Origin of the sequence: Nocardioides conyzicola (assembly GCF_039543825.1) — a bacterium.
Lineage (GTDB): Bacteria > Actinomycetota > Actinomycetes > Propionibacteriales > Nocardioidaceae > Nocardioides > Nocardioides conyzicola.
Genome location: NZ_BAABKM010000002.1, coordinates 2,722,420 through 2,742,439, shown reverse-complemented (window position 1 = coordinate 2,742,439; position 20,020 = coordinate 2,722,420). Strand labels below are relative to the sequence as shown.

Annotated in this window: 19 protein-coding genes and 1 tRNA gene; 7 read left to right on the top strand and 13 right to left on the bottom strand. The window is 72.3% G+C overall.

Annotation, left to right across the window (positions count from 1 at the left end; translation table 11 throughout):
* Nucleotides 1–11: 11 nt before the first annotated feature.
* The 5 genes from ABEA34_RS16410 (at nt 12) to ABEA34_RS16390 (ending at nt 5,064) form a co-directional block, all read left to right on the top strand.
* On the top strand, nt 12–1,019 hold the full coding sequence (locus tag ABEA34_RS16410; RefSeq protein ID WP_345522464.1) for an SGNH/GDSL hydrolase family protein: 1,008 nt from the start codon (nt 12–14) through the stop codon (nt 1,017–1,019).
* Nucleotides 1,020–1,089: 70 nt separating this feature from the next.
* Nucleotides 1,090–1,839, top strand: a complete 750-nt coding sequence (locus ABEA34_RS16405) for an ABC transporter ATP-binding protein (RefSeq protein ID WP_345522463.1) — start codon at nt 1,090–1,092, stop codon at nt 1,837–1,839.
* A complete protein-coding gene (locus ABEA34_RS16400; RefSeq protein WP_345522461.1) occupies nt 1,836–3,173 on the top strand; it encodes an FtsX-like permease family protein in 1,338 nt (445 codons plus the stop codon). Before ABEA34_RS16405 ends, ABEA34_RS16400 begins: the two co-directional genes overlap by 4 nt.
* Nucleotides 3,174–3,187: 14 nt before the next feature.
* Nucleotides 3,188–4,417, top strand: coding sequence for a sensor histidine kinase (locus ABEA34_RS16395; protein ID WP_345522459.1), 1,230 nt, complete (start codon nt 3,188–3,190; stop codon nt 4,415–4,417).
* Nucleotides 4,414–5,064 (top strand): LuxR C-terminal-related transcriptional regulator, encoded by a 651-nt coding sequence (locus ABEA34_RS16390; protein WP_345522806.1) that lies wholly within the window; start codon nt 4,414–4,416, stop codon nt 5,062–5,064. Before ABEA34_RS16395 ends, ABEA34_RS16390 begins: the two co-directional genes overlap by 4 nt.
* A gap of 58 nt (nt 5,065–5,122) precedes the next feature.
* Here the strand turns inward: ABEA34_RS16390 and ABEA34_RS16385 are convergent, their stop codons facing one another.
* Nucleotides 5,123–5,950 carry a Bax inhibitor-1/YccA family protein gene (locus ABEA34_RS16385; protein ID WP_345522458.1) on the bottom strand — a complete coding sequence of 276 codons (828 nt, stop codon included), beginning with the start codon at nt 5,948–5,950 and terminating at the stop codon, nt 5,123–5,125.
* Nucleotides 5,951–6,100: 150 nt separating this feature from the next.
* Here ABEA34_RS16385 and ABEA34_RS16380 point away from each other — a divergent pair, with 150 nt between their 5' ends.
* Together ABEA34_RS16380 and ABEA34_RS16375 are read left to right on the top strand one after the other, a co-directional pair.
* Nucleotides 6,101–6,454, top strand: coding sequence for an MmcQ/YjbR family DNA-binding protein (locus ABEA34_RS16380; RefSeq protein WP_345522457.1), 354 nt, complete (start codon nt 6,101–6,103; stop codon nt 6,452–6,454).
* Between the two features lie 14 nt (nt 6,455–6,468).
* Nucleotides 6,469–7,542 carry a hypothetical protein gene (locus tag ABEA34_RS16375; protein WP_345522456.1) on the top strand — a complete coding sequence of 358 codons (1,074 nt, stop codon included), beginning with the start codon at nt 6,469–6,471 and terminating at the stop codon, nt 7,540–7,542.
* A gap of 9 nt (nt 7,543–7,551) precedes the next feature.
* Here ABEA34_RS16375 and ABEA34_RS16370 read toward each other — a convergent pair.
* The 12 genes from ABEA34_RS16370 to mfd all read right to left on the bottom strand — a co-directional run bounded on the left by ABEA34_RS16370 (nt 7,552) and on the right by mfd (nt 19,309).
* Nucleotides 7,552–7,625 (bottom strand) — tRNA-Leu (locus ABEA34_RS16370).
* Between the two features lie 13 nt (nt 7,626–7,638).
* Complete coding sequence (locus tag ABEA34_RS16365) at nt 7,639–8,430, bottom strand: uracil-DNA glycosylase (protein WP_345522455.1); 792 nt, start codon at nt 8,428–8,430, stop codon at nt 7,639–7,641.
* Between the two features lie 15 nt (nt 8,431–8,445).
* Entirely contained in the window at nt 8,446–8,682 is a 237-nt protein-coding gene (locus tag ABEA34_RS16360; RefSeq protein WP_345522454.1) for a hypothetical protein, read from the bottom strand.
* A 119-nt stretch (nt 8,683–8,801) separates the two neighbouring features.
* On the bottom strand, nt 8,802–9,707 hold the full coding sequence (locus tag ABEA34_RS16355) for a Ppx/GppA phosphatase family protein (protein WP_345522453.1): 906 nt from the start codon (nt 9,705–9,707) through the stop codon (nt 8,802–8,804).
* A complete protein-coding gene (locus tag ABEA34_RS16350) occupies nt 9,700–10,182 on the bottom strand; it encodes a DUF501 domain-containing protein (protein WP_345522451.1) in 483 nt (160 codons plus the stop codon). Before ABEA34_RS16350 ends, ABEA34_RS16355 begins: the two co-directional genes overlap by 8 nt.
* A gap of 12 nt (nt 10,183–10,194) precedes the next feature.
* A complete protein-coding gene (locus tag ABEA34_RS16345; protein ID WP_345522450.1) occupies nt 10,195–10,764 on the bottom strand; it encodes an FtsB family cell division protein in 570 nt (189 codons plus the stop codon).
* Nucleotides 10,765–10,778: 14 nt separating this feature from the next.
* A complete protein-coding gene (gene eno, locus ABEA34_RS16340) occupies nt 10,779–12,056 on the bottom strand; it encodes a phosphopyruvate hydratase (protein ID WP_345522449.1) in 1,278 nt (425 codons plus the stop codon).
* A 46-nt stretch (nt 12,057–12,102) separates the two neighbouring features.
* Nucleotides 12,103–14,145: an ATP-binding protein gene (locus tag ABEA34_RS16335; protein ID WP_345522448.1), complete on the bottom strand. Its 2,043-nt coding sequence runs from the start codon at nt 14,143–14,145 to the stop codon at nt 12,103–12,105.
* On the bottom strand, nt 14,142–14,522 hold the full coding sequence (locus ABEA34_RS16330; protein WP_345522447.1) for a response regulator: 381 nt from the start codon (nt 14,520–14,522) through the stop codon (nt 14,142–14,144). Before ABEA34_RS16330 ends, ABEA34_RS16335 begins: the two co-directional genes overlap by 4 nt.
* A 28-nt stretch (nt 14,523–14,550) precedes the next feature.
* Entirely contained in the window at nt 14,551–15,138 is a 588-nt protein-coding gene (locus ABEA34_RS16325) for a nucleoside triphosphate pyrophosphohydrolase (protein WP_345522446.1), read from the bottom strand.
* A complete protein-coding gene (locus ABEA34_RS16320) occupies nt 15,135–15,806 on the bottom strand; it encodes a hypothetical protein (protein ID WP_345522445.1) in 672 nt (223 codons plus the stop codon). The genes ABEA34_RS16325 and ABEA34_RS16320 overlap by 4 nt, the downstream gene beginning before the upstream one ends.
* A gap of 5 nt (nt 15,807–15,811) precedes the next feature.
* Entirely contained in the window at nt 15,812–19,309 is a 3,498-nt protein-coding gene (gene mfd / locus ABEA34_RS16315; RefSeq protein WP_345522805.1) for a transcription-repair coupling factor, read from the bottom strand.
* Between the last annotated feature and the right edge of the window lie 711 nt (nt 19,310–20,020).

Sequence of the window (20,020 nt, the reverse complement as noted above, 5' to 3'; positions counted from 1 at the left end):
AGGGTGTGGGCGTGGGAAAAGCCGGAGCCGCGCGCAAGCTGGCCTCCGCCGCTGTGTACGGCGGGGGTGGTCTGTCCGCCCTGGGCGTGGCCCTCTACGGGCTGCTGACGTTCGAGGCGAAGTCCGCTCGGCGGGTGATCGGCGAGGCGAGCTCGGTGCGTCCGCCCGACCCCAGCGGGTGGTACGGCCGCGGCCGACCGGGCCCGGCGATCAAGATCGCGATCCTCGGCGACTCCAGTGCCGCCGGGTACGGCGTGGACCGGGTCGAGGAGACGCCGGGAGCCGTGCTCGCCAGCGGTGTCGCCGAGCTCGCCGACCGGCGCGTGCACCTGCGCGGCTTCGCGGTCGTCGGCGCGATGTCCTCGGACCTGGGCGCCCAGGTCGAGCGCGCGCTGCCGACCGACCCCGACGTCGCGGTGATCCTGGTCGGCGCCAACGACGTCACCCACGTCGTCCTCCCGGCCGCCTCGGTGCGGCACCTGTCGGAGGCCGTGCGCCGGCTGCACGACGCCGGCGTGGCGGTCCTGGTGGGCACCTGTCCCGACCTCGGCACCATCAAGCCGATCATGCCGCCGCTCAAGCAGATCGCGCGCACCTGGTCGCGCCGAATCGCGGCCGCGCAGACCATCGCCGTCCTCGAGGAGGGCGGCCGCACCGTCTCGCTCGGCTCGATCCTCGGGCCGGAGTTCGCCGCGGCACCCGCGGTGCTCTTCGGGCCGGACCAGTTCCACCCCTCGGCCAGCGGCTACCGCTCGCTGGTGCAGGTGCTGCTGCCCTCGACGCTCGCCGCCCTCGGGCTGACGCCCGACGACGAGTCCGAGCCGGAGGCCTACCGGGGCGAGGGCGTCATGCCCATCACCGCCGCCGCGATCCAGGCCGTCGACGTGCCCGGCACCGAGCTGGGTGGCACCGAGGTCGGCGGCTCGCGCCGCGGCGTACGCGGTCTCTGGGTCGAGCTGCGGCACCGCCGCCGCCACCCGGACACCGAGGGCGAGGCGCCCGACGCGACCGAGGGGTAGGCCTAGCCCCACCCCCACCGGCGGTCCAGGCCCATCGAGGCGGCGCTCGCGCGTTCCTAGCGTCGGAGGCATGAACTCAATCCACGCACTCGAGGTCCACGACCTGACCCGCACGTACGGCGAGGGCGCCGGTGCCGTCACCGCGCTCGCCGGCGTCGACCTGGCCTTCGCGCCCGGCACCTTCACGGCGGTCATGGGACCGTCCGGCTCCGGCAAGTCCACGTTCCTCGGCTGTGCGGCCGGCCTCGAGCGGCCGACCGGCGGCCGGGTGCTCCTGGACGGGCAGGACGTCACCGACTGGAACGAGAACGACCGCACCCGGCTGCGCCGCGAGCGGATCGGCTTCGTCTTCCAGGGCTTCCACCTGATGCCCTACCTCACCGCCGAGCAGAACGTCGGCCTCCCGCTGCGGCTCGCCGGTCGTCGTCACGACCGGGCCCGCATCCGCAACCTGCTCGACCGGGTCGGCCTCGGCGACCGCGCGCGACACCTCCCGGACGCCCTGTCGGGTGGCCAGCAGCAGCGCGTGGCGATCGCCCGCGCGCTGGTCACCGACCCGGCCGTCGTGCTCGCCGACGAGCCCACCGGCGCACTGGACTCCACGACCGCCCGCGACGTCCTCGGGCTCCTGCGCGACAGCGTCGACTCCCTGGGCCAGACCGTCGTGATGGTCACCCACGACCCCGTGGCCGCGGCGTACGCCGACGCGGTGGTGTTCCTGGTCGACGGCCGGGTCGCCGGCCGGATGGACCGTCCGAGCGCGGACGCCGTGGCCGGTCAGATGGCGCACCTCGACGAGCTGGTCGGGGCGCTGTCATGACCACCCTGGCCTGGGCGTCGCTGCGGCACCGCACGACCGCCTTCACCGCGACCTTCCTGTCGATCTTCCTCGGTGCCGCGATGATCGGGGCGTTCGCGACCCTCGCCCAGACCGCCGGCGGCGACGTGTCCGCCGACGACGCGGAGACGCTGCGCATCATGGGCCTGGTCGTGGGCGGCTGGGGCAGCCTGATCGTGCTCTTCTCCGTCGCCTCGACCCTCGCCATCACGGTGCGCCAGCGCGGCGAGGAGATCGGCCTGCTGCGCGTGGTCGGCGCGACCCCGCGCCAGGCCCGCCGGCTGGTGCTGGCCGAGGCGTCGCTGGTGACGTCGGTCGGCGCCGCGCTCGGTGCGGCCGTCGCCTGGCCGGCCGGCTTCCTCCTCCTCGCGCTGCTGCGCAACGGCGGGCTGGTCGCCGACGACGTCGCCTACGGCGGCGGTGCGGCCGCCCTCGGCGGGACCGTCGTGCTGGTGGGGCTGACCAGCCTGGTCGCGGCAGCCGTCACGGCCCGGCGTACGACCAATGGGCCGGCCAGCCTCGCCATCGCCGAGGCCCGCGGCGGATCCGGCCGGATGCCCTGGTGGCGCAGCGCGATCGGGCTGCTGCTGGTCGCCTACGGCGTCGGCATGGCGGTCGTGACGATCACCGTGACCGCCCACCAGGACGACCCGTACGCCGCGATGAGCACCAGCGGGTCGAGCTCGATCCTGGTCGGGGTCGGCCTGGCCGTCCTCTCCCCCGTGCTGCTGCGGTGGGCCTCGCGGCTGGTGGCGCCGACGGTCGGTCGGTCCGGCGTCGTCGGATGGCTGGCGGCCTACAACACCTCCCGCCGCTCCCAGCTCCTCGGGGGCGTGCTCGCCCCGGTCATCGTGCTCACCGCGGGCGCCGTTGGCGTGCTGATGCTGGTCGGCATCGACCACCGCACGATCGGCGCCGGCCATCCCGAGGGCGACACGATCAACCTGCTCAACAACGTCATCACGGGAATGGTCGCGCTCTTCGCAGCCGTGATGGTGGTCAACGCGTTCGCGGCGGTGGTCGCCGGCCGGCGGGCCGAGCTGCAGCGGCTGCGGCTGCTCGGCGCCACCTCACGTCAGGTCGAGCGCTCGGTCGTCGCCGAGGCGGCGATCGTGGCGGGCATCGGCGTCGTCCTCGGGCTCGTCGCCTCCCTGGCCACGATCGTGCCGTTCGCGGTGGCCCGCCACGAGGGCGTCGTGCCCGACGGTCAGCTGTGGCTGCCGCCCCTGCTGGTGGTGGGGACGGTCGCGCTCACCCTGCTGTCGGCACGCTCCGCCGTACGGCGTCTGGGACCCCTGACCGGCGCCGTCCGATGACAGACTGGGCCGTCATGCCACTCCAGCCGATCCGGAGCCTCCGGCCCGCACCCGTCGACGGGGACGCCCTCGTCGAGCGGCTCCGGCTGACCGCCGTGTCGATCGGCTACGCGCTGTCGATGGCCCCGTCGTTGGCGCTCGCGATCCTGTCGATCCTGTGCGTGCCTCTGGGCCTGGTCGTCGTCGGCTTCGTGCTCGCGCTCGCCGTCGTCCCGGCGACGGCGGCGCTCACCGCGGTGCACCGTCGGGTCAGCGGTGGTCTGCTGGGCGAGACGATCACGACCGAGTACGCCGACACGACCGGCACCAACGTGGTCACCCGGCCGGTGCGCTGGCTGACGGACAAGGCGCGGTGGCGCGACGTCGGGTTCCTGTGGTTCTCGGCCACGGGTGGGTTCGTGATGTCGCTGCTGCCGGTCGCGTTCCTCGTCTCGCCGGTCATCCACCTGATCGGGGTGGTGGTCGACGGCGGCGCGTTCTGGTGGCTGCTGGTGCTGCTCGACGGCCCGCTGCTGGTGGCCTGGTGGTGCGCCACCCCGGCGCTGGTCCGCGGTCGCGCCGTCGCCGAGCGCAACATCCTCGGCCACTCCCGCGTCGAGCAGCTCGAACGCCGGGTGCAGGCGATCGCGGCCACCCGGGCCGAGACCCTCGACCACAGCGCCGCCGAGGTACGCCGGATCGAGCGCGACCTCCACGACGGCGCCCAGGCCCGGATCGCCGCGGTGGGCATGAACGTCGGCCTCGCCGAGAAGCTGATCGCCACCGACCCCGAGGCGGCCGCCGAGCTGCTCCGCGAGGCTCGCCAGACCACGGTCTCGGCCCTCGAGGACCTCCGGTCGGTGGTGCGCGGCATCCACCCTCCGGCGCTCGCCGACCGCGGCCTCGCTGGTGGGATCGAGGCGCTCGCGCTGCCGATCCCGCTGCCGGTGACCGTGTCGGTGGACCTGCCGGGGGGCCTGCCCGAGCCGGTCGAGTCCGCGGCGTACTTCGCCGTCGCCGAGCTGCTCACCAACACCGTCAAGCACGCCGCGGCCGCGCGCGCCTGGGTCACAGGTGGCATGCGTGACGACGTGCTCCGCCTGGTCGTCGGTGACGACGGCCGCGGCGGCGCCGACCCGACGGGGCACGGGTTGTCCGGCGTGGCCCGCCGGCTGGCGGCGTTCGACGGCACACTCGACGTCGTCAGCCCGGTCGGGGGGCCGACCGTGATGACCCTGGAGGTGCCGTGCCGGACCAGCCGCTGAGGACGGTCGTGGCCGAGGACCAGGCACTGCTGCGGGTCGGGCTGACCCGGATCCTCGAGGCGAGCGGCTTCACCGTGGTCGAGGCGGTCGACAACGCACCCTCGCTGACCCGGGCACTCGCCGATCCGACGATCGACGTCGCCGTGGTCGACGTCCGCATGCCGCCGTCGTACTCCACCGAGGGCCTCGTCGCCGCCATCGAGGCACGCCGGGCCCGGCCGGGCTTCCCGGTGCTGGTGCTGAGCCAGTACGTCGAGCCGCTCTACGCCCGCGAGCTGCTCGCCAGTGGCGAGGGGGCGGTCGGCTACCTGCTCAAGGACCGAGTGGCCGACGTCGACGGGTTCGTCGCCTCGATGCGCCAGGTCGCCGCCGGCGGCACGGTGCTCGACCCCGAGGTGGTGGCCGGCCTGGTCTCCGGCGCGGGCCGCGAGCAGCCGCTCGAGCGGCTCACCCCGCGGGAGCGCGAGGTGCTGAGCCTGATGGCGGAGGGCCGCTCCAACGCCGCCGTCGCCGCCCGCCTCTTCGTCTCCGAGAAGGCAGTGGGCAAGCACACTGCCGCGATCTTCACCAAGCTCGACCTGCCCGTGGCCCCGGACGACAACCGCCGCGTGCTCGCCGTTCTCGCCTGGCTGGACGGCGCCGGCTGAGGGCCGAAATGCACGAAGGCCCCGGATCTCTCCGGGGCCTTCGTCGTCGTACGTCTGGTCAGTCCCGCATGATCGCGAGGATGCGCAGCAGGTTGGTGTAGATCCACACCAGGCTGACGGTCATGGCGAACGCGGCGCGCCAGCCCTCCCGGTCCGGGATGCGGTTGGCGACACCCTGCTCGACGAAGTCGAAGTCGAGCACCAGCATGAACACACCGAGCGCGAGGCCGAGGACCGCGAAGATCAGGCCCAGCTTGCCGTCGCCGAACAGGCCGATCTCGGCGCCGAAGAGGCTCAGCACGACCTCGATCAGGCTGATCGCGACGACACCGAGCACGGCCGCGAAGACCATCCGGCGGAACTTGTCGGTAACCTTGATGTTGAAGAACTTGTAGACGGCGAGCGTGCCGGCGAAGGCGCCGAACGTGCCGAGGACGGCGCTCATCACGATGCCGGGGAACTGGATCTCGAACACCTTGCTGATCGCGCCGAGCGCGACGCCCTCAGCGGCACAGAAGAGCAGCACGAGCGCCGGGCTGATCACCCGCTTGAACGAGTTGACCAGCGACAGCACGAACGCGAGCAGCGAGCCGACGGTGGCGGCGGCGATGAGGCCGCTGATGTCCGACGGGGTCGTGTCGGCGTCGATGCCGGGGCTCAGGATCCAGGTCGCGGCGGCGGTCAGGATGACCACGCCGAGGGCGATCGCGGTCTTCTGGACGACCGAGTCGATCGTCATGGGGCCGCCGGTGGCGACCGGGGTCTGCAGCCCGGGCTGGCCGGGCGTGCCCGTGCCCCAGCTCGACGGGTCGGTGTAACCGGTCTGGCGCGCGCCAGCGGGGTTGAACTCTTCGGATCGGCGGAACACCGGGTTGTTGCTCTGCATTGGTCTCTCCTCGAGGCCGGGGGTGTCGTCGCTGTGACGGGTCACCTCAACAAGCCCATCCTAGGCGGGCTCACTGGGTTCAACGCCGGATGCACCCCCAACGTTCCCGATCGCCGGTGGAGTGTCGGCGGCGTCCGCCACACTGCACCCGTGGCCGGCACGCAGATATCGGACTTCCTCGAGCTGGTCCACCAGCTGCCGGAGGTCCAGCCCTCCGACCACGACCGCTACTGGCGCTTCGACGTACGCCGCCGGGTCTTCGCCTACCTGTGGGAGCCGACGCGCACCGTCGGGCTCAAGCAGACCATCGCCGAGCAGATCGCGCTGGTGGCCGAGCGGCCGGAGGTGTTCGAGCCGCAGTTCACCGCCTGGGGCTTCGGGTGGGTGGTGGTCCACCTCGAGGGCGTCGACCGCGACGAGCTCGCGGAGCTGGTCTTCGAGGCCTGGCGGCTGACCGCCCCGGACGACCTGGTCACGACACGGGACGACGTACTGCCCCGATAGGCAACAATCAGCGCGTGGAGCATGTGGTGTTCGCCGCGGTCGTGGCCGGTCGGTTCCTGTTGCCGCTGCTGATCCCCCGCTTCCCGCTGCCCGCGATCATCGCGTGCCTGGTGCTCGACGCCGCGGACCAGACGATCTTCCAGGCCTTCGGCTTCGACCCGCCGGGCTACCAGAGCTACGACAAGGCGATGGACATCTTCTACCTGTCCATCGCCTACCTCGCGGCGATGCGCAACTGGGACAACCTGCACGCGTTCGCGGTCGCGCGGTTCCTCTTCTACTACCGGCTGGTCGGCGCGTTCACCTTCGAGGTCACCCACGAGCGCTGGGTCCTGCTGGTCTTCCCGAACACCTTCGAGTACTTCTTCATCGCCTACGAGCTGTGGCGGACCCGCTGGAGCACGCGGCCGGTCACCCAGCGCGCCTGGATCCTCACGGCGGCCTGCATCTGGGTCTTCGTCAAGCTGCCGCAGGAGTACTGGCTGCACGTCGCAGAGCTCGACGTGACCGACACTCTGCACGACTACTGGTGGGCGTGGCCGCTGCTGATCGGCCTGCTGGTGCTGCTGGCCGCGATCCTGTGGTTCGGCGTACGCCCGCGTCTGCCCCGGCCCGAGCACTCCTTCCGGATCGTGTCGGACCCGGTCCCCGACGCGGTCGACACCAGCGCCAAGCTCGCGGCCATCCACGTCGCGGGCGGGTGGGTCGTGTCGTGGATGACGCTCGAGAAGATCGTCCTCGTCGGCCTGGTGTCCGCCATCTACGGGCTGTTCCTGCCGACCGTCTCCCTGTCGACCCAGGACCTGTTCGTCTCCATCGGCACGCTCGTGGCCCTCAACGCCGTGGTCACGCTGCTCTTCTCGCGCCGTGACTGGTCGATCGAGTCGGCGGCGCTGGCCGTCCTGGTCCGGATCGGGATCAACGTCGCGATGGTGGGGCTGATCGACTTCACCCTCGGCCGCAGCGGCCACGGCTGGACGACGTTCTTCTTCCTCTGCCTGATCAGCCTGATGACCACGCTGCACGACCGCTACCAGCCGGTGTACGCCTGGCGACGCGCGCAGGAGCTCGACCTGCGCGAGGCGTGACGCCTCGGGTGCCCCCGCTGGGGTTCGAACCCAGACTGAACCGCTTTTAAGGCGGCTTCCTCTACCGGTTGGGATACAGGGGCGGTGGCGGGGAGCCTATAAGCCGTACGCCGCCGCGCGGCTGAGGACGGCGTCCGTCATCGACTCGGTGAGTCGACCGGTGAAGGTGTTCTGCTGGCTGGGGTGGTAGCAGCCGAGCAGGAGGACCTCCCGGTCGCCGCTCACGAGGCGGGCCTCGGCGCCGTGGCCGAACCGGGGCTTCGGGCGGACCACGTCCCAGCCGATCGCGGCGTACGACCGCAGCGTGGCGTCCCAGCCGTAGCCGCCGAGGGCCACGACGACGCGGACGTGCTCGACGAGGAGGCCGAGCTCGGCCTCGATCCAGGGGGCGCAGGTGTCGCGCTCGGTGACGGTCGGCTTGTTCTGCGGCGGGGCGCAGCGGACGGTGGCGACCATCCGGGTGTCGACCAGCTCCTGGCCGTCGTCGGCGTAGGTACTGGTCGGGAGGCGGGCCAGGCCGACCCGGTGCAGGCTCGCGAAGAGCCAGTCGCCGCTGCGGTCACCGGTGAACACCCGGCCCGTGCGGTTGGCGCCGTGCGCGGCCGGGGCGAGTCCCACGATGAGGATGCGCGGGGTGGGCGAGCCCCAGCCGGGGATGGGGCGGCCCCAGTAGGTCTCGTCGCGGAACGCCGCGCGCTTGTCCCGCGCGACGTCCTCGCGCCACCGGACCAACCGGGGGCAGGCGCGGCACACGGAGACCCGGGCGTCGAGCTCGGAGAGGTCATCGGTGCGCGCGAGCCGGCTTACCTGCGCTCTCGTGCTCGCCACCGGGGTCTCGGGCGTCGCGGGGTCGCCGGGCCAGCCGGTGCCGGGAGGGACGTGGGTCACGGCCTCATGATGAGGCTAGGACCGGTGGGTCGCGGAGGCGACCTTCTCCTTGGCCTTCTCCTTGGCGACGTCAGCGACGGCGGCGGCCTGCTGGCCCACGGCCTCCTGGGCGCGGCCGGCGGCGGCCTGCACCTTCGGGTTCTGCGCGACCTTGCTCGCGCCGGACTTGATCTGCTCGTACCGCTCGTGGCCCGCACGGGACCCGAGGACGTAGCCGATGGCGACACCGATCAACAGGCTGCTTTTGCTCATGGGCTTCCGGTGCCCGGGTGGGTGGAGGTCAAACCCGCCACGGACCGATAGCCACGGACGAGTTGGTTGTCTCAGGGGCCTCACCACGACCAACTCGACCGTGGGTATGCCGCCGGCCGTCAGCCGATCGACCACGCGATCCCGTCGAGGATGTCGGAGTCCGAGACGACCAGGGACGGGACGTGGGTACGGCGCAGGACCCGGTCGAGGATCAGCACGCCGGCCCCGATGACGTCGGCGCGGCCGGGGTGCATGGCAGGGAGGGCGAGCCTCTCGGCGACGGTCATCGCCAGCAGGCGCTCGACGGTGGCGACGACCTGCTCGACCGGCAGCACGAGCTGGTCCACGTCGGAGCGGGAGTACGCCGGCAGGTCGAGCGCCACGGCGGCGAGCTGGGTCACCGTGCCGGCGACGCCGACCACGGTCGCGGCGTCCGCGGGCGAGACCGGGCAGGCGTCGAGGTGGGCGTCGATGTCGGCCACGCACGCGGCGATCTCCGCGGCGGTCGGCGGGTCGGAGTGCAGGTGCCGCTCGTGGAGGCGCACCGAGCCGATGTCCATCGAGTACGACGAGTCGGGGGCGGTCGAGCCGAGGATCAGCTCGGTCGAGCCGCCGCCGATGTCGACGACCAGCGCCGGGGTCGCGGGCGGCACCCGCAGGTTGCGCACCGCCCCGTCGAACGACAGCCCCGCCTCCACGTCACCCGACACCACCTCGGGCTCGACGCCGAGCCGGGAGCGCACGCCGGCCACGAAGACGTCGGCGTTCGACGCGTCCCGCGACGCCGAGGTCGCCACGAAGCGCACCCGCTCAGGAGGGACGCCGTACGACCGGATCAGCCCGGCGTACTCGTCGATCGCGGCGAACGCCCGCACCAGCGCCTCGTCGGAGATCCGCCCGGTGCGGTCGAGGTCCTGCCCGAGCCGGACCATCCGCATCTCGCGGACGTCGACGGCGGGCAGCGCGCCGATCAGCAGCTTGATCGTGTTGGTGCCGCAGTCGATGGCGGCGACGTGGTCACCCAACGCAGGGACCGGACTTCCACCACTCGCCGAGCTCGTCGAGCACCTCGTCGCCCAACGGGTTCACCCCGCGACCCTGCGCCAGCGACTGCCCGGCGAGGACGTGCAGGCACTTCACGCGGTCGGGCATGCCGCCGGCCGAGATGCCCTCGATCTCGGGGACGTCACCGAGCTCCGCCCGCGCCGCCAGGTAGCGCTCGTGCGCCGCGCGGTACGCCGCGGCCAGGTTCGGGTCATCAGCGAGCCGGTCCTGCATCTCCTTCATCAGGCCCGAGCCCTCGAGGGTGCCGATCCGCGAGGCCGCGCGGGGGCAGGTCAGGTAGTACGTCGTGGGGAAGGGCGTCCCGTTGGGCAGCCGCGGCTCCGTCGTGACGACGTCGGGGTTGCCGCACGGGCACCGGTGGCCGACCTCGTGGATGGCACGCGGCTCCCGGCCGAGCTGGGCTTCGATGGCGGAGACGTCGGAGGGGTCGATCACGGCCCCATCTTCTCAGGGCGTCTCGTCGATCTTGGTCGCCGGCTTCTGCTTGTCCACCTTCGGCGGGTGACCGGCGAGCTCCACCGACTTCCACGCCGTCGACCACCAGGCGGTCGGCTGCTTCGGCGCGATCGTGGCCGGGTCGGAGAGCTCGGCGTCGCTGTCGAGCGGCTTGCCGTCCTCGTCGAGCACGACGTACGCCGTCTCGCCGGGCATCACGTAGTTGAGGTCGCGGGCCTGCTGGCGGACGAACGCCGGGTCGTCCCAGCGCCGCTTCTCGCGCTCGAGGTCGCTGATCCGGGCCTCGCGGAGCGCGATCTGGCTCTTGAGGTCGCCGATGTGCGAGCGCTGGTCCAGGTAGGCCCGCAGCGACGACGCGTAGGAGATCGTGAGCAGGGAGAGGACCAGCACCAGCACGGTCGCGCGCCCGGTCAGGCGCGGGCGCCGCCGGACGGCCGCGGCGCCCACGGCCGGGAGCTCGCCGGTCCCCGAACGCGTGCCCGGGCGGGCGCCCACCCGACCGGGTCCGGTGCGGCCGCCGGGGCGCGGGGCGCGCGACGGCGTACGACGAGACTCGGGCATGCTCCTAGGGTCGCTCAGCCGGCGTAGCGGGAGAACGCCGACGCGCCGGAGTAGCGCGCTGCATCTCCGAGCTCGTCCTCGATCCGGAGCAGCTGGTTGTACTTGGCGACGCGGTCCGAGCGGGCCGGGGCACCGGTCTTGATCTGCCCGCAGTTCACGGCGACCGCGAGGTCGGCGATCGTGGTGTCCTCGGTCTCGCCGGAGCGGTGGCTCATCATGCAGCGGTAGCCGTTGCGGTGCGCGAGCTCGACGGAGTCGAGGGTCTCGGTCAGCGACCCGATCTGGTTGACCTTCACCAGCAGGGCGTTGGCCTGGCCGCCGTCGATGCCGCGCTGGAGCCGCTCGACGTTGGTGACGAAGAGGTCGTCGCCGACGATCTGGGTCTTCGACCCGATCTGGTCGGTGATCGCCTTCCAGCCGTCCCAGTCGTCCTCGTCCAGCGGGTCCTCGATGGAGACGATTGGGTACGACGCGACCAGGTCGGCGTAGTAGGCCGTCATCTCCTCGGCGGACTTGGAGCCGCCCTCGAACGCATAGGAGCCGTCCTTGAAGAACTCGGAGGCCGCGACGTCCATCGCCAGCGCGATGTCCGTGCCCAGGGTGAGGCCGGTGGCCGCGACGGCCTCGGCGATCAGGTCGAGCGCGGCCCGGTTGCTGTCGAGGTTGGGGGCGAAGCCGCCCTCGTCGCCGAGGCCCGTGGAGAGGCCCTTCTGCTTCAGCACGGACTTGAGAGCGTGGTAGACCTCCGCGCCGGAGCGCAGCGCCTCCCGGAAGGTGGGGGCGCCGATCGGCGCGATCATGAACTCCTGCACGTCCACGTTGGAGTCGGCGTGCGAGCCGCCGTTGAGGATGTTCATCATCGGCACCGGCAGCAGGTGGGCGTTGGGTCCGCCGACGTAGCGGTAGAGCGGGAGCCCGGCCGAGTCCGCGGCCGCGCGGGCGACCGCCAGCGAGACGCCCAGGATGGCGTTGGCGCCGAGGTTGGCCTTGTTGGGCGTGCCGTCGAGCTGGAGCATCGTCTGGTCGACGAGGCGCTGGTCGTCGGCGGCGATGCCCTCGATCGCCGGGGCGATCGTGTGGATCACGGCGTCGACGGCCTTGGTGACGCCCTTGCCGCCGTAGCGGTCGCCGCCGTCACGCAGCTCGACCGCCTCGAAGGCGCCGGTGGAGGCGCCGCTGGGCACCATGGCCCGCGCGAACGAGCCGTCGTCGAGGAGCACCTCGACCTCGACGGTGGGGTTGCCTCGTGAGTCGAGGATCTCGCGGGCGCCGACAGCTTCGATGGATGCCATGCGGCCAGCCTAGTGCCGGTCGGGCAGTCCCAGCAGGACAGGTCCGTCAGCCGACGTCGGCCGCCGGGAAGGTGACCGTCATCGTGGTCCCCCCGCCGGCGCCGTTGTCCCGCGCCGACGCCGTACCGCCGTGGCGCTCGACGATCCGCTTGACGATCGACAGCCCGAGGCCGGTGCCGCGGTAGCCCTCGCGGTGCTCGCGGTGGAAGGTGTCGAAGACGCGCGTGTGCTGCCCGGCCGGGATGCCGATCCCGTTGTCGACGACCTCGACCAGCACCAACGGCCCGTCGTCGCCGTCGACCAGGCGACCCCGCACCTCGATCTCCGGGCAGACGCCCGGCGCGACGTACTTGACCGCGTTGCCGACCAGGTTGTCGATCACCTGGCGCAGCAGCACCGGCTCGGCGAGCACGTCGGGCAGCGCCGGGTCCACGGTGATCACCGGTGGCGGCTGGTCGCTCACCCGGCTCGCCTCGACCCGGGAGCGGGCGACGTCCAGGGCCATCGCGGCGAGGTCGACGCGCACGGGGGTGATCCGCAGGTCGCGCGCGGTCGTGTAGGCGAGCAGGTCGCTGATGAGGTTCTGCATGCGCTGCGCCGCGCGCCGGATGCGCTCGAGCTGGACGACCTGCTTCTCCGGGGGCACGACGACCCCGGCCTGGGCCGTCTCGAGGAGCGTCTCCGACCATCCCTCCACGACCGTGAGGGGGTTGAGCAGGTCGTGCGCGACGACTCCCGCGAACGACGCCAGCTCGTCGCGCTCGCGGCGGTCGGCGGTGACGTCGTGGAAGACGATGACGACGAGCGGGGGGTCGCTGTCGGGGATCGGGCGGGCCGTGAGCTGCACCATCCGACCGTCGGGTGCCACGGCGTTGCGGAGGACGACGTCGATGGGGTCGACCAGCTCGCCCGCGAGTGCGCGGGTGACCGGCGAGTCCTCGGCGGTCACCGCCGTGCCGTCGGGGTGCCGCATGTCGTAGGCCGCCAGGTCCAGCTCGCCGGCCTCGGTACGGCGCACCTCGCCCACCAGGCGGTCGGCGGCGGGATTGCGCAGGACGATCTCGCCGGCGTCGTCGACGACGCTGACGCCGTCGGCCATGGTGTCGAGGATCGTGCGCATCGTCGCGGCCTGCTCGATCGCCGTGCGCTCGGAGGCGGCGATCCGCTGGACGAGGGCGACGCTCTCCCGCCGGCCGACGGACAAGGCCAGGGTGAGCACGACCGCGAGGCCGACGTACGCCTGGACGGCGAGCACCTCGGAGACCGGGTCGGAGATCGCCGCGAACGGTCCCTCGTCCAGCACCGTGGAGACCACCACCCCGGCGGCGATCAGCAGGGCGTGGACGTCGGCGACCCACGGCGAGAAGCGGGTGCCGGCCCAGACCGACGTCGCCAGCAGCAGGAACGGGATCGGGAGGCTGTCGTTGACCCAGAAGATCAGCCACCCCACGGTGAGGCTGCCGACGACCAGCGCGACGAACTCGACCGTGCTGCCCCGGTGGGGCCCGAAGGGTGCGGGGTTCCGGCCCGGGGAGCTGGCCCGGGCGGCGTTGCGGGCCAGCAGCGAGAGCGGGAAGATCGCGACGATCCCGATCGAGTTGCGGATGACCCACGAGACGAGCACCGACCAGTCGGCGTCGGCCACGAGGACGATCACGGCGACCGGCCCGACCAGGGCGGAGACGACCGCCGACGCGAACGCCGCCGCCAGCAGCACGCCGAGCTCGCGCAGCCGTTGGACGCCGGGGGGCGGCTCCGCACCGAAGCCCCACCAGGCCGGGCACCACCGGCTGACCAGCAGCCCGAACACCAGGGCCTGCACCACCATGGCGATCGCGAGGGCGATCGCGATGCCGGCCGAGGTCCCGGTCGCGACGTACACGCCCCACGTCAGCACGAGGACCCCGAGGGAGTCCACGACGACCCAGCGTCGCCAGCCGGTCACCGCCAGCCAGGCCGCCGCGACGCCGGCCGCCGGCCAGACGAGCGCGAGGCCGCTCCCCTCGACGACCGCCTGCCGACCCAGGTAGGCCGCAAGGACGAAGTAGCCTGCGAACGCTCCGAGGTCGAGCAGGCGTACCCGGTTCACTCCGAGGTCCTCCCGGTCGCGAGCGCCCGGCGCGCCGCCGCCCGGAGGTCATCGGGGTTGAAGGGCTTCGCGATGCGCTCAGACCCGGTCCGGGCGATGCGGTCGATGATCTCGCCGGTCCACTGCACCGTCACGAAGACCGCCGGCACGTCCGGCCAGAAGCCCCGGAGCTCGGCCAGCAGGTCGACCCCGTTGGTGTCCGGCAGGGCGTAGTCCATCAGCACGAGGTCCGGCCGGTAGTCCGCCTCCTCCTCGTGCAGCGCTCGCAGCCGCCGGCCGTCGGTCACGCCACGGATCTCGTCGCCGTCGTGGAGCATGCAGTGCGCGATCCAGTCGCGCACGTCGACGTCGTCCTCGACGATCAGTACCCGTGACATGTCGACGACCCTAGGCCACCCGTCGGCCCTACAGCAGCCGACGGACGGCGTCGCGCAGAGCCTGTTCCGGATCGGTCCCCGACACGCGCGCCTCGGCCACCAGCGCGAGCAGACGGTCGCCCAGGTCGTCGCCGGGCGACGGGGCCTCCGCACCGGCACGGGCGAGCCGGTCCAGCACCTTGTCGGCGTAGAGCAGCGCCGGGAGCGTGGGCGGGATGCCGTCGGTCACGGAGTCGCGCTGCTTCTCGGTGGCCTTGATCGCCTCCCAGGCCTCGTTGATCTCGCCGGGAGTGCCGCCGGGTGCGTCGGCGAAGACGTGGGGGTTGCGGCGGCGCATCTTGGTGATGATGTCGCCCGCCACGTCGTCGAGCGTGAACTCGCCGGTCTCCTCGGCGATCACCGCGTGGAAGTAGACCTGGAGCAGCAGGTCGCCGAGCTCCTCCCGGAGCAGCGCGGCGTCACCGGTGTCGATCGCCTCGAGCGTCTCGTGGGTCTCCTCGAGCAGGTAGCGCGCCAGCGACCGGTGCGTCTGACCGGCCTTCCAGGCGCACTCCGCGCGCAGGCGACGCATCACCTCGAGGAACTCGAGGAGCGGCTCGCCTGCGGCCGGGCTCATCCGCAGCGCTGGGTCGGCGGCAGCGTCGCGGCGTACGTGCTGTCGGGCGTCGTGGCGTCGGCCTGCTTGGCCGTCCCGCTCACCGCGTGGGAGAGGCTGGTGTCCTTGAGGACCGCCTCGCCCTTCTCGATCGCGACGCCGTAGCGCGGGTCGATCCGGACGTCGTGGTCGTCGAGCCAGGCGAGGAACTCCTTCTGGCCCGCGGCCTTCACCTCGTCGTCCGACGCCGACGAGCCCAGCACCGCCTTGCCGACGGCGATCTCCGCGGCTGCGACGTACACCGAGCTGCCCTGCACCTCGACGATCGCGTCGCGCTGGGCGCCGGTCATGTCCTTGAGCTGCGCCTCGGCCTGCTTGACCGCGGCGGCGTACGACGCGTCGACCTCGACGTCGTGGTCGGCCAGCATCTGGTCGGCTGCCGACCGCACCGCGAGGCTGCCCGCGACCCGCCCGTTGAGGTAGTGCCGCGACAGCGCCTGCCCCTGGAGCTGGGGTGCGGCGGCCTTGCAGTAGTCCGCCGCGAGGTCGGCGACGTGGCGCGTCGTCACGGTGTCGTCGCCGACGCTGACGGCCACGCCCGGGTTGAGGTCGGGTACGGCGCCGCAGCCGGTCAGCAGCACCGCGGAGGCGGCCGCGAGGACGGCACCGGTGCACAGTCGGGGGGACACGCGCGTCACTTCTTCTCCTGGGGGTCGATCACGGAGTCGATCACCTGCCGGGCCCATTCAAGCAGGGCGATGCCGGAGATCGGCTGACCCCCGATGCCCGACGTCACCGGTCGCGGCACCAGGATCGTGCTGACCGGCGCCTTGACGATGGACTTCGGGTAGAGGCGATTGAGCCGGACCACCCGCGAGTCGGGCAGGTCCACGGGCGCGAACCGCACGTTGCGGCCCGCGATCGTGATCTCCCCGATGCCCGCCTGCCGGGCCCGGGCCCGGAACCGGGCGACCAGCAGCAGCGAGACGACCTCGACCGGCGGCTCGCCGTACCGGTCCAGCATCTCCTCGTTGATCCGGTCGACGTCCTCGTCGGTGCGCACCTCGGCGAGGCGCTTGTACATCTCCAGCCGGAGCCGCTCGCTCGTGATGTAGGCGTGCGGCAGGTGCGCGTCGACGGGCAGCTCGACACGGACCTCGTTGAGCTCGGGCTCGCCGCCGTCGCCCTTGAACTCCGCGACCGCCTCGCCGACCAGCCGCACGTAGAGGTCGAACCCGACGTCGGCGATGTGCCCGGACTGCTCGCCGCCGAGCAGGTTGCCGGCGCCGCGGATCTCGAGGTCCTTCATCGCGATCGCCATGCCGCCGCCGAGGTCGGAGTGCTGCGCGAGCGTCGCGAGCCGCTCGTGGGCCGTCTCGGTCAGCGGCTTCTCCGGCGGGTAGAGGAAGTAGGCGTAGGCGCGCTCCCGGGAGCGGCCGACGCGGCCGCGCAGCTGGTGCAGCTGGGAGAGGCCGAGGGTGTCGGAGCGCTCGATGATCATCGTGTTGGCGTTGGAGACGTCCAGGCCCGACTCGACGATCGTGGTGCACACCAGCACGTCGAAGCGCTTCTCCCAGAAGTCCAGCATCACCTGCTCGAGCTGGTGCTCGCCCATCTGGCCGTGGGCGACCGCGACCCGGGCCTCGGGTACCAGCTCGGTGATCCGGGAGGCGGCCTTCTCGATCGAGTTGACCCGGTTGTGGATGTAGAAGACCTGACCCTCGCGGAGGAGCTCACGGCGTACGGCGGCGACGATCTGCCGGTCCTCGTAGGCGCCGACGTAGGTCAGCACCGGGTGCCGCTCCTCCGGCGGGGTGGTGATCGTGGACATCTCGCGGATGCCGGTGATGGCCATCTCGAGCGTGCGCGGGATCGGCGTCGCGCTCATGCTCAGGACGTCGACCGACGTGCGGAGCCGCTTCATCTGCTCCTTGTGCTCGACGCCGAAGCGCTGCTCCTCGTCGACGATGATCAGCCCGAGGTCCTTCATCCGGATGTCCGGGTTGAGCAGCCGGTGGGTGCCGACCACGATGTCGATCGAGCCCTCCGCAAGGCCGGCGATCACCTCGCGCGCCTCGGCGTCGGTCTGGAACCTGCTCAGCCCCTTGAGCACGACGGGGAAGCCGCTCATCCGCTCGCTGAACGTGCTCAGGTGCTGGGTCACCAGCAGCGTCGTCGGCACGAGCACCGCGACCTGCTTGCCGTCCTGCACGGCCTTGAAGGCCGCCCGGACGGCGATCTCGGTCTTGCCGTAGCCGACGTCGCCGCAGACGAGCCGGTCCATCGGGACCGTCCGCATCATGTCGCCCTTGACCTCGTCGACCGTGCTCAGCTGGTCGGGCGTCTCCTGGAAGGGGAACGCGTCCTCGAGCTCGCCCTGCCACGGGGTGTCGGGGCCGAACGCATAGCCCTTCGTGGCCTGGCGGGCGGCGTACAGCTTGATCAGCTCGGCGGCGATCTCGCGGACGGCCTTGCGGGCGCGGTTCTTGCGCTTGGACCAGTCGGCGCCGCCGAGCCGGTCGAGCGACGGCGACTCGCCGCCGACGTAGCGGGTCACCTGGTCGAGCGCGTCCGCGGGGACGTAGAGGCGGTCGGGCGGGCCGCCGCGCTTGGAGGAGCCGTACTCGAGGACGAGGTACTCGCGCACCGCTCCCCCGACCTCGCGCTGCTTCATCTCGACGAAGCGGCCGACGCCGTGCTGCTCGTGGACGACGTAGTCGCCGGCGCTCAGCTCCAGCGGGTCGATCTGCTTCTTGCGCCGGGCGGGCATCCGCCGCATGTCGCGGGTCGAGGCCTTCTGCCCCGACAGGTCCTCGCCGGTGAGCACCGCCAGCCGGTTGTCGTCGTCGACGAAGCCGTGCACCGCCGCGCCGCAGGTGACCGTGACGACGGCGTCGGTCAGGTCGGCCGCCGCGGCGACCTGCTCCACGACCCGGGCAGCCTGGTCGTGCTCGGCGAGCACCTCGCGCATCCGCTCGGCCGGGCCGTGTCCGGCGTGCACCACGACGACCCGGTAGCCGTCGCGCCGCCAGCCCGCGATGTCGGCGACCGCGCGCTCCATCTCGCCGCGGTAGGCCTCGGCCGGCTTGGCGGACAGTCCGCGGCTGACCACGGCACCGGCGATGACGTCGACGTCGGTCTCGTCCGTGTCGAGGCCGAAGGGGCTCACCGACCACCACGCCTTGCCCTGCGCCAGCGTGTGCTCGCGGACGTCGGCGATCGCGCGGTACGACGCCGCGCCGAGATCGATCGGTGCGGTGCCGCCCCCCGCGGCGGCCGCCCAGCTCGCGCCGAGGAACTCCTCGCTGGTGGCCACCAGGTCGTGCGCCCGGCTGCGTGCGCGCTCGGGGTCGAGCACGAGGACGTGGGTGTCGTCGGGCATCAGGTCGACGAGCAGCTCCATCTCGTCGACGAGCACGGGCGCGAGCGACTCCATGCCCTCGACCGCGATGCCCGCCGCGATCTTGTCGGTGAGCTCGAGCAGCTGCGGGTGCTGGCGCCCGAGCTCGGCCGCCCGCTCACGCACCTCGTCGGTGAGCAGCAGCTCGCGGCAGGGCGGTGCCCAGAGCCGATCGACCTTCTCGAGGGTGCGCTGGTCGGCCACCGAGAACGTGCGGATCTCCTCGACGTCGTCGCCCCAGAACTCCACCCGCAGCGGGTGCTCGTCGGTCGGCGGGAACACGTCGACGATCCCGCCACGCACGGCGAACTCGCCCCGCTTCTCCACCAGGTCGACACGCGAGTACGCCGCGGCCGAGAGCCGGCGTACGACGTCCTCGAGCGGGGCCGTGTCGCCCGACACCAGCTCGACCGGCTCGAGGTCGGCCAGCCCCTTCACCTGGGGCTGCAGCACCGACCGGACGGGCGCCACGACGACCCGGAGCGGGCCGTTGGACGCGTCGGTCCCGGGGTGCCGGAGCCGCCGCAGCACCGCCAGCCGGCGACCGACCGTGTCGCTGCGCGGGCTGAGCCGCTCGTGCGGGAGCGTCTCCCAGCTCGGGTAGTAGCCGACCAGCGCCGGGTCGACCAGGTCACCCAGCGCCGCGACCAGGTCCTCGGCCTCGCGGGCGGTGGCGGTCACCGCCAGCACCGAGCGGCCCTCGCGGACCAGCCCGGCGACGACGTACGGCCGCATCGCCTCGGGTCCCGTGAGGTCGAGGGTGGGGACGGCGCCATCGCGCGCGTCCGCCATCGCCTGGGCGAGGGTCGGGTCGGCGAGGACGGCGTCGGCGATGCCCGCGAGGTGGCCGGACAGGTGCACAGGGACTCCATCGGTGGTGCGGGAACGGTGGTGCGGACAACACGAGAGCCCCCGGCCAGCGAGTGGCAGGGGGTGGTCCATCAAGTCTACGGCGGGGCACCGACACGGCGGCGCCGCGCCGGCACCTCACCGTCGTTGCTCACCGTCGTTGCTTCAATTTGATGATGCACAGACGTGCGGACATGGCGGATGCTGGACGAGCAGGTGGGAGCTGTGCTGCTCACCAGCCGCAGCACTGGGAGGGAGAGCCCCACTCGGCGGTGCCATGTTCCCCCACATGGTCGTCGCCGTCCTCTCTTTGAGTTGTCGCTCACGACTCGGCATCAGGTGGGTGACTGCGGCTGGTGAGCCCCCCTCGTGCGCGGGAGAAGTTCGGGCCGAATCGGACGTGTGACGTCGACATTTGCGTCCGTATCCCCAAAATTCGGCATGGTTTCCGTCATCGCTCGCCCTCGTCAGGACCGCGGGCTAGGAAGGTGGTAGGGAGCCGACGGACTTACGGCATCCCGCACCCGCGATCGGGTCAGCGGGTGGAGACACTCGGGGGCGAGCACTCTCCCCGAGACGGGGATCGGGGATCGGGGACCGGGGATGGACAGACCACTCTGGGCAGGGCGACCAGCAACGGGAAGCGCCGGGTTG

Coding starts and splice junctions, on each gene's coding strand:
- ABEA34_RS16345 (WP_345522450.1), bottom strand. CDS start 10,764: ATGCCCGAGTCTCGTCGTACGCCGTCGCGCGCCCCGCGCCCCGGCGGC.
- eno (WP_345522449.1), bottom strand. CDS start 12,056: ATGGCATCCATCGAAGCTGTCGGCGCCCGCGAGATCCTCGACTCACGA.
- ABEA34_RS16395 (WP_345522459.1), top strand. CDS start 3,188: ATGCCACTCCAGCCGATCCGGAGCCTCCGGCCCGCACCCGTCGACGGG.
- ABEA34_RS16330 (WP_345522447.1), bottom strand. CDS start 14,522: ATGTCACGGGTACTGATCGTCGAGGACGACGTCGACGTGCGCGACTGG.
- ABEA34_RS16400 (WP_345522461.1), top strand. CDS start 1,836: ATGACCACCCTGGCCTGGGCGTCGCTGCGGCACCGCACGACCGCCTTC.
- ABEA34_RS16385 (WP_345522458.1), bottom strand. CDS start 5,950: ATGCAGAGCAACAACCCGGTGTTCCGCCGATCCGAAGAGTTCAACCCC.
- ABEA34_RS16325 (WP_345522446.1), bottom strand. CDS start 15,138: ATGAGCCCGGCCGCAGGCGAGCCGCTCCTCGAGTTCCTCGAGGTGATG.
- ABEA34_RS16360 (WP_345522454.1), bottom strand. CDS start 8,682: ATGAGCAAAAGCAGCCTGTTGATCGGTGTCGCCATCGGCTACGTCCTC.
- mfd (WP_345522805.1), bottom strand. CDS start 19,309: ATGGCGGACGCGCGCGATGGCGCCGTCCCCACCCTCGACCTCACGGGA.
- ABEA34_RS16405 (WP_345522463.1), top strand. CDS start 1,090: ATGAACTCAATCCACGCACTCGAGGTCCACGACCTGACCCGCACGTAC.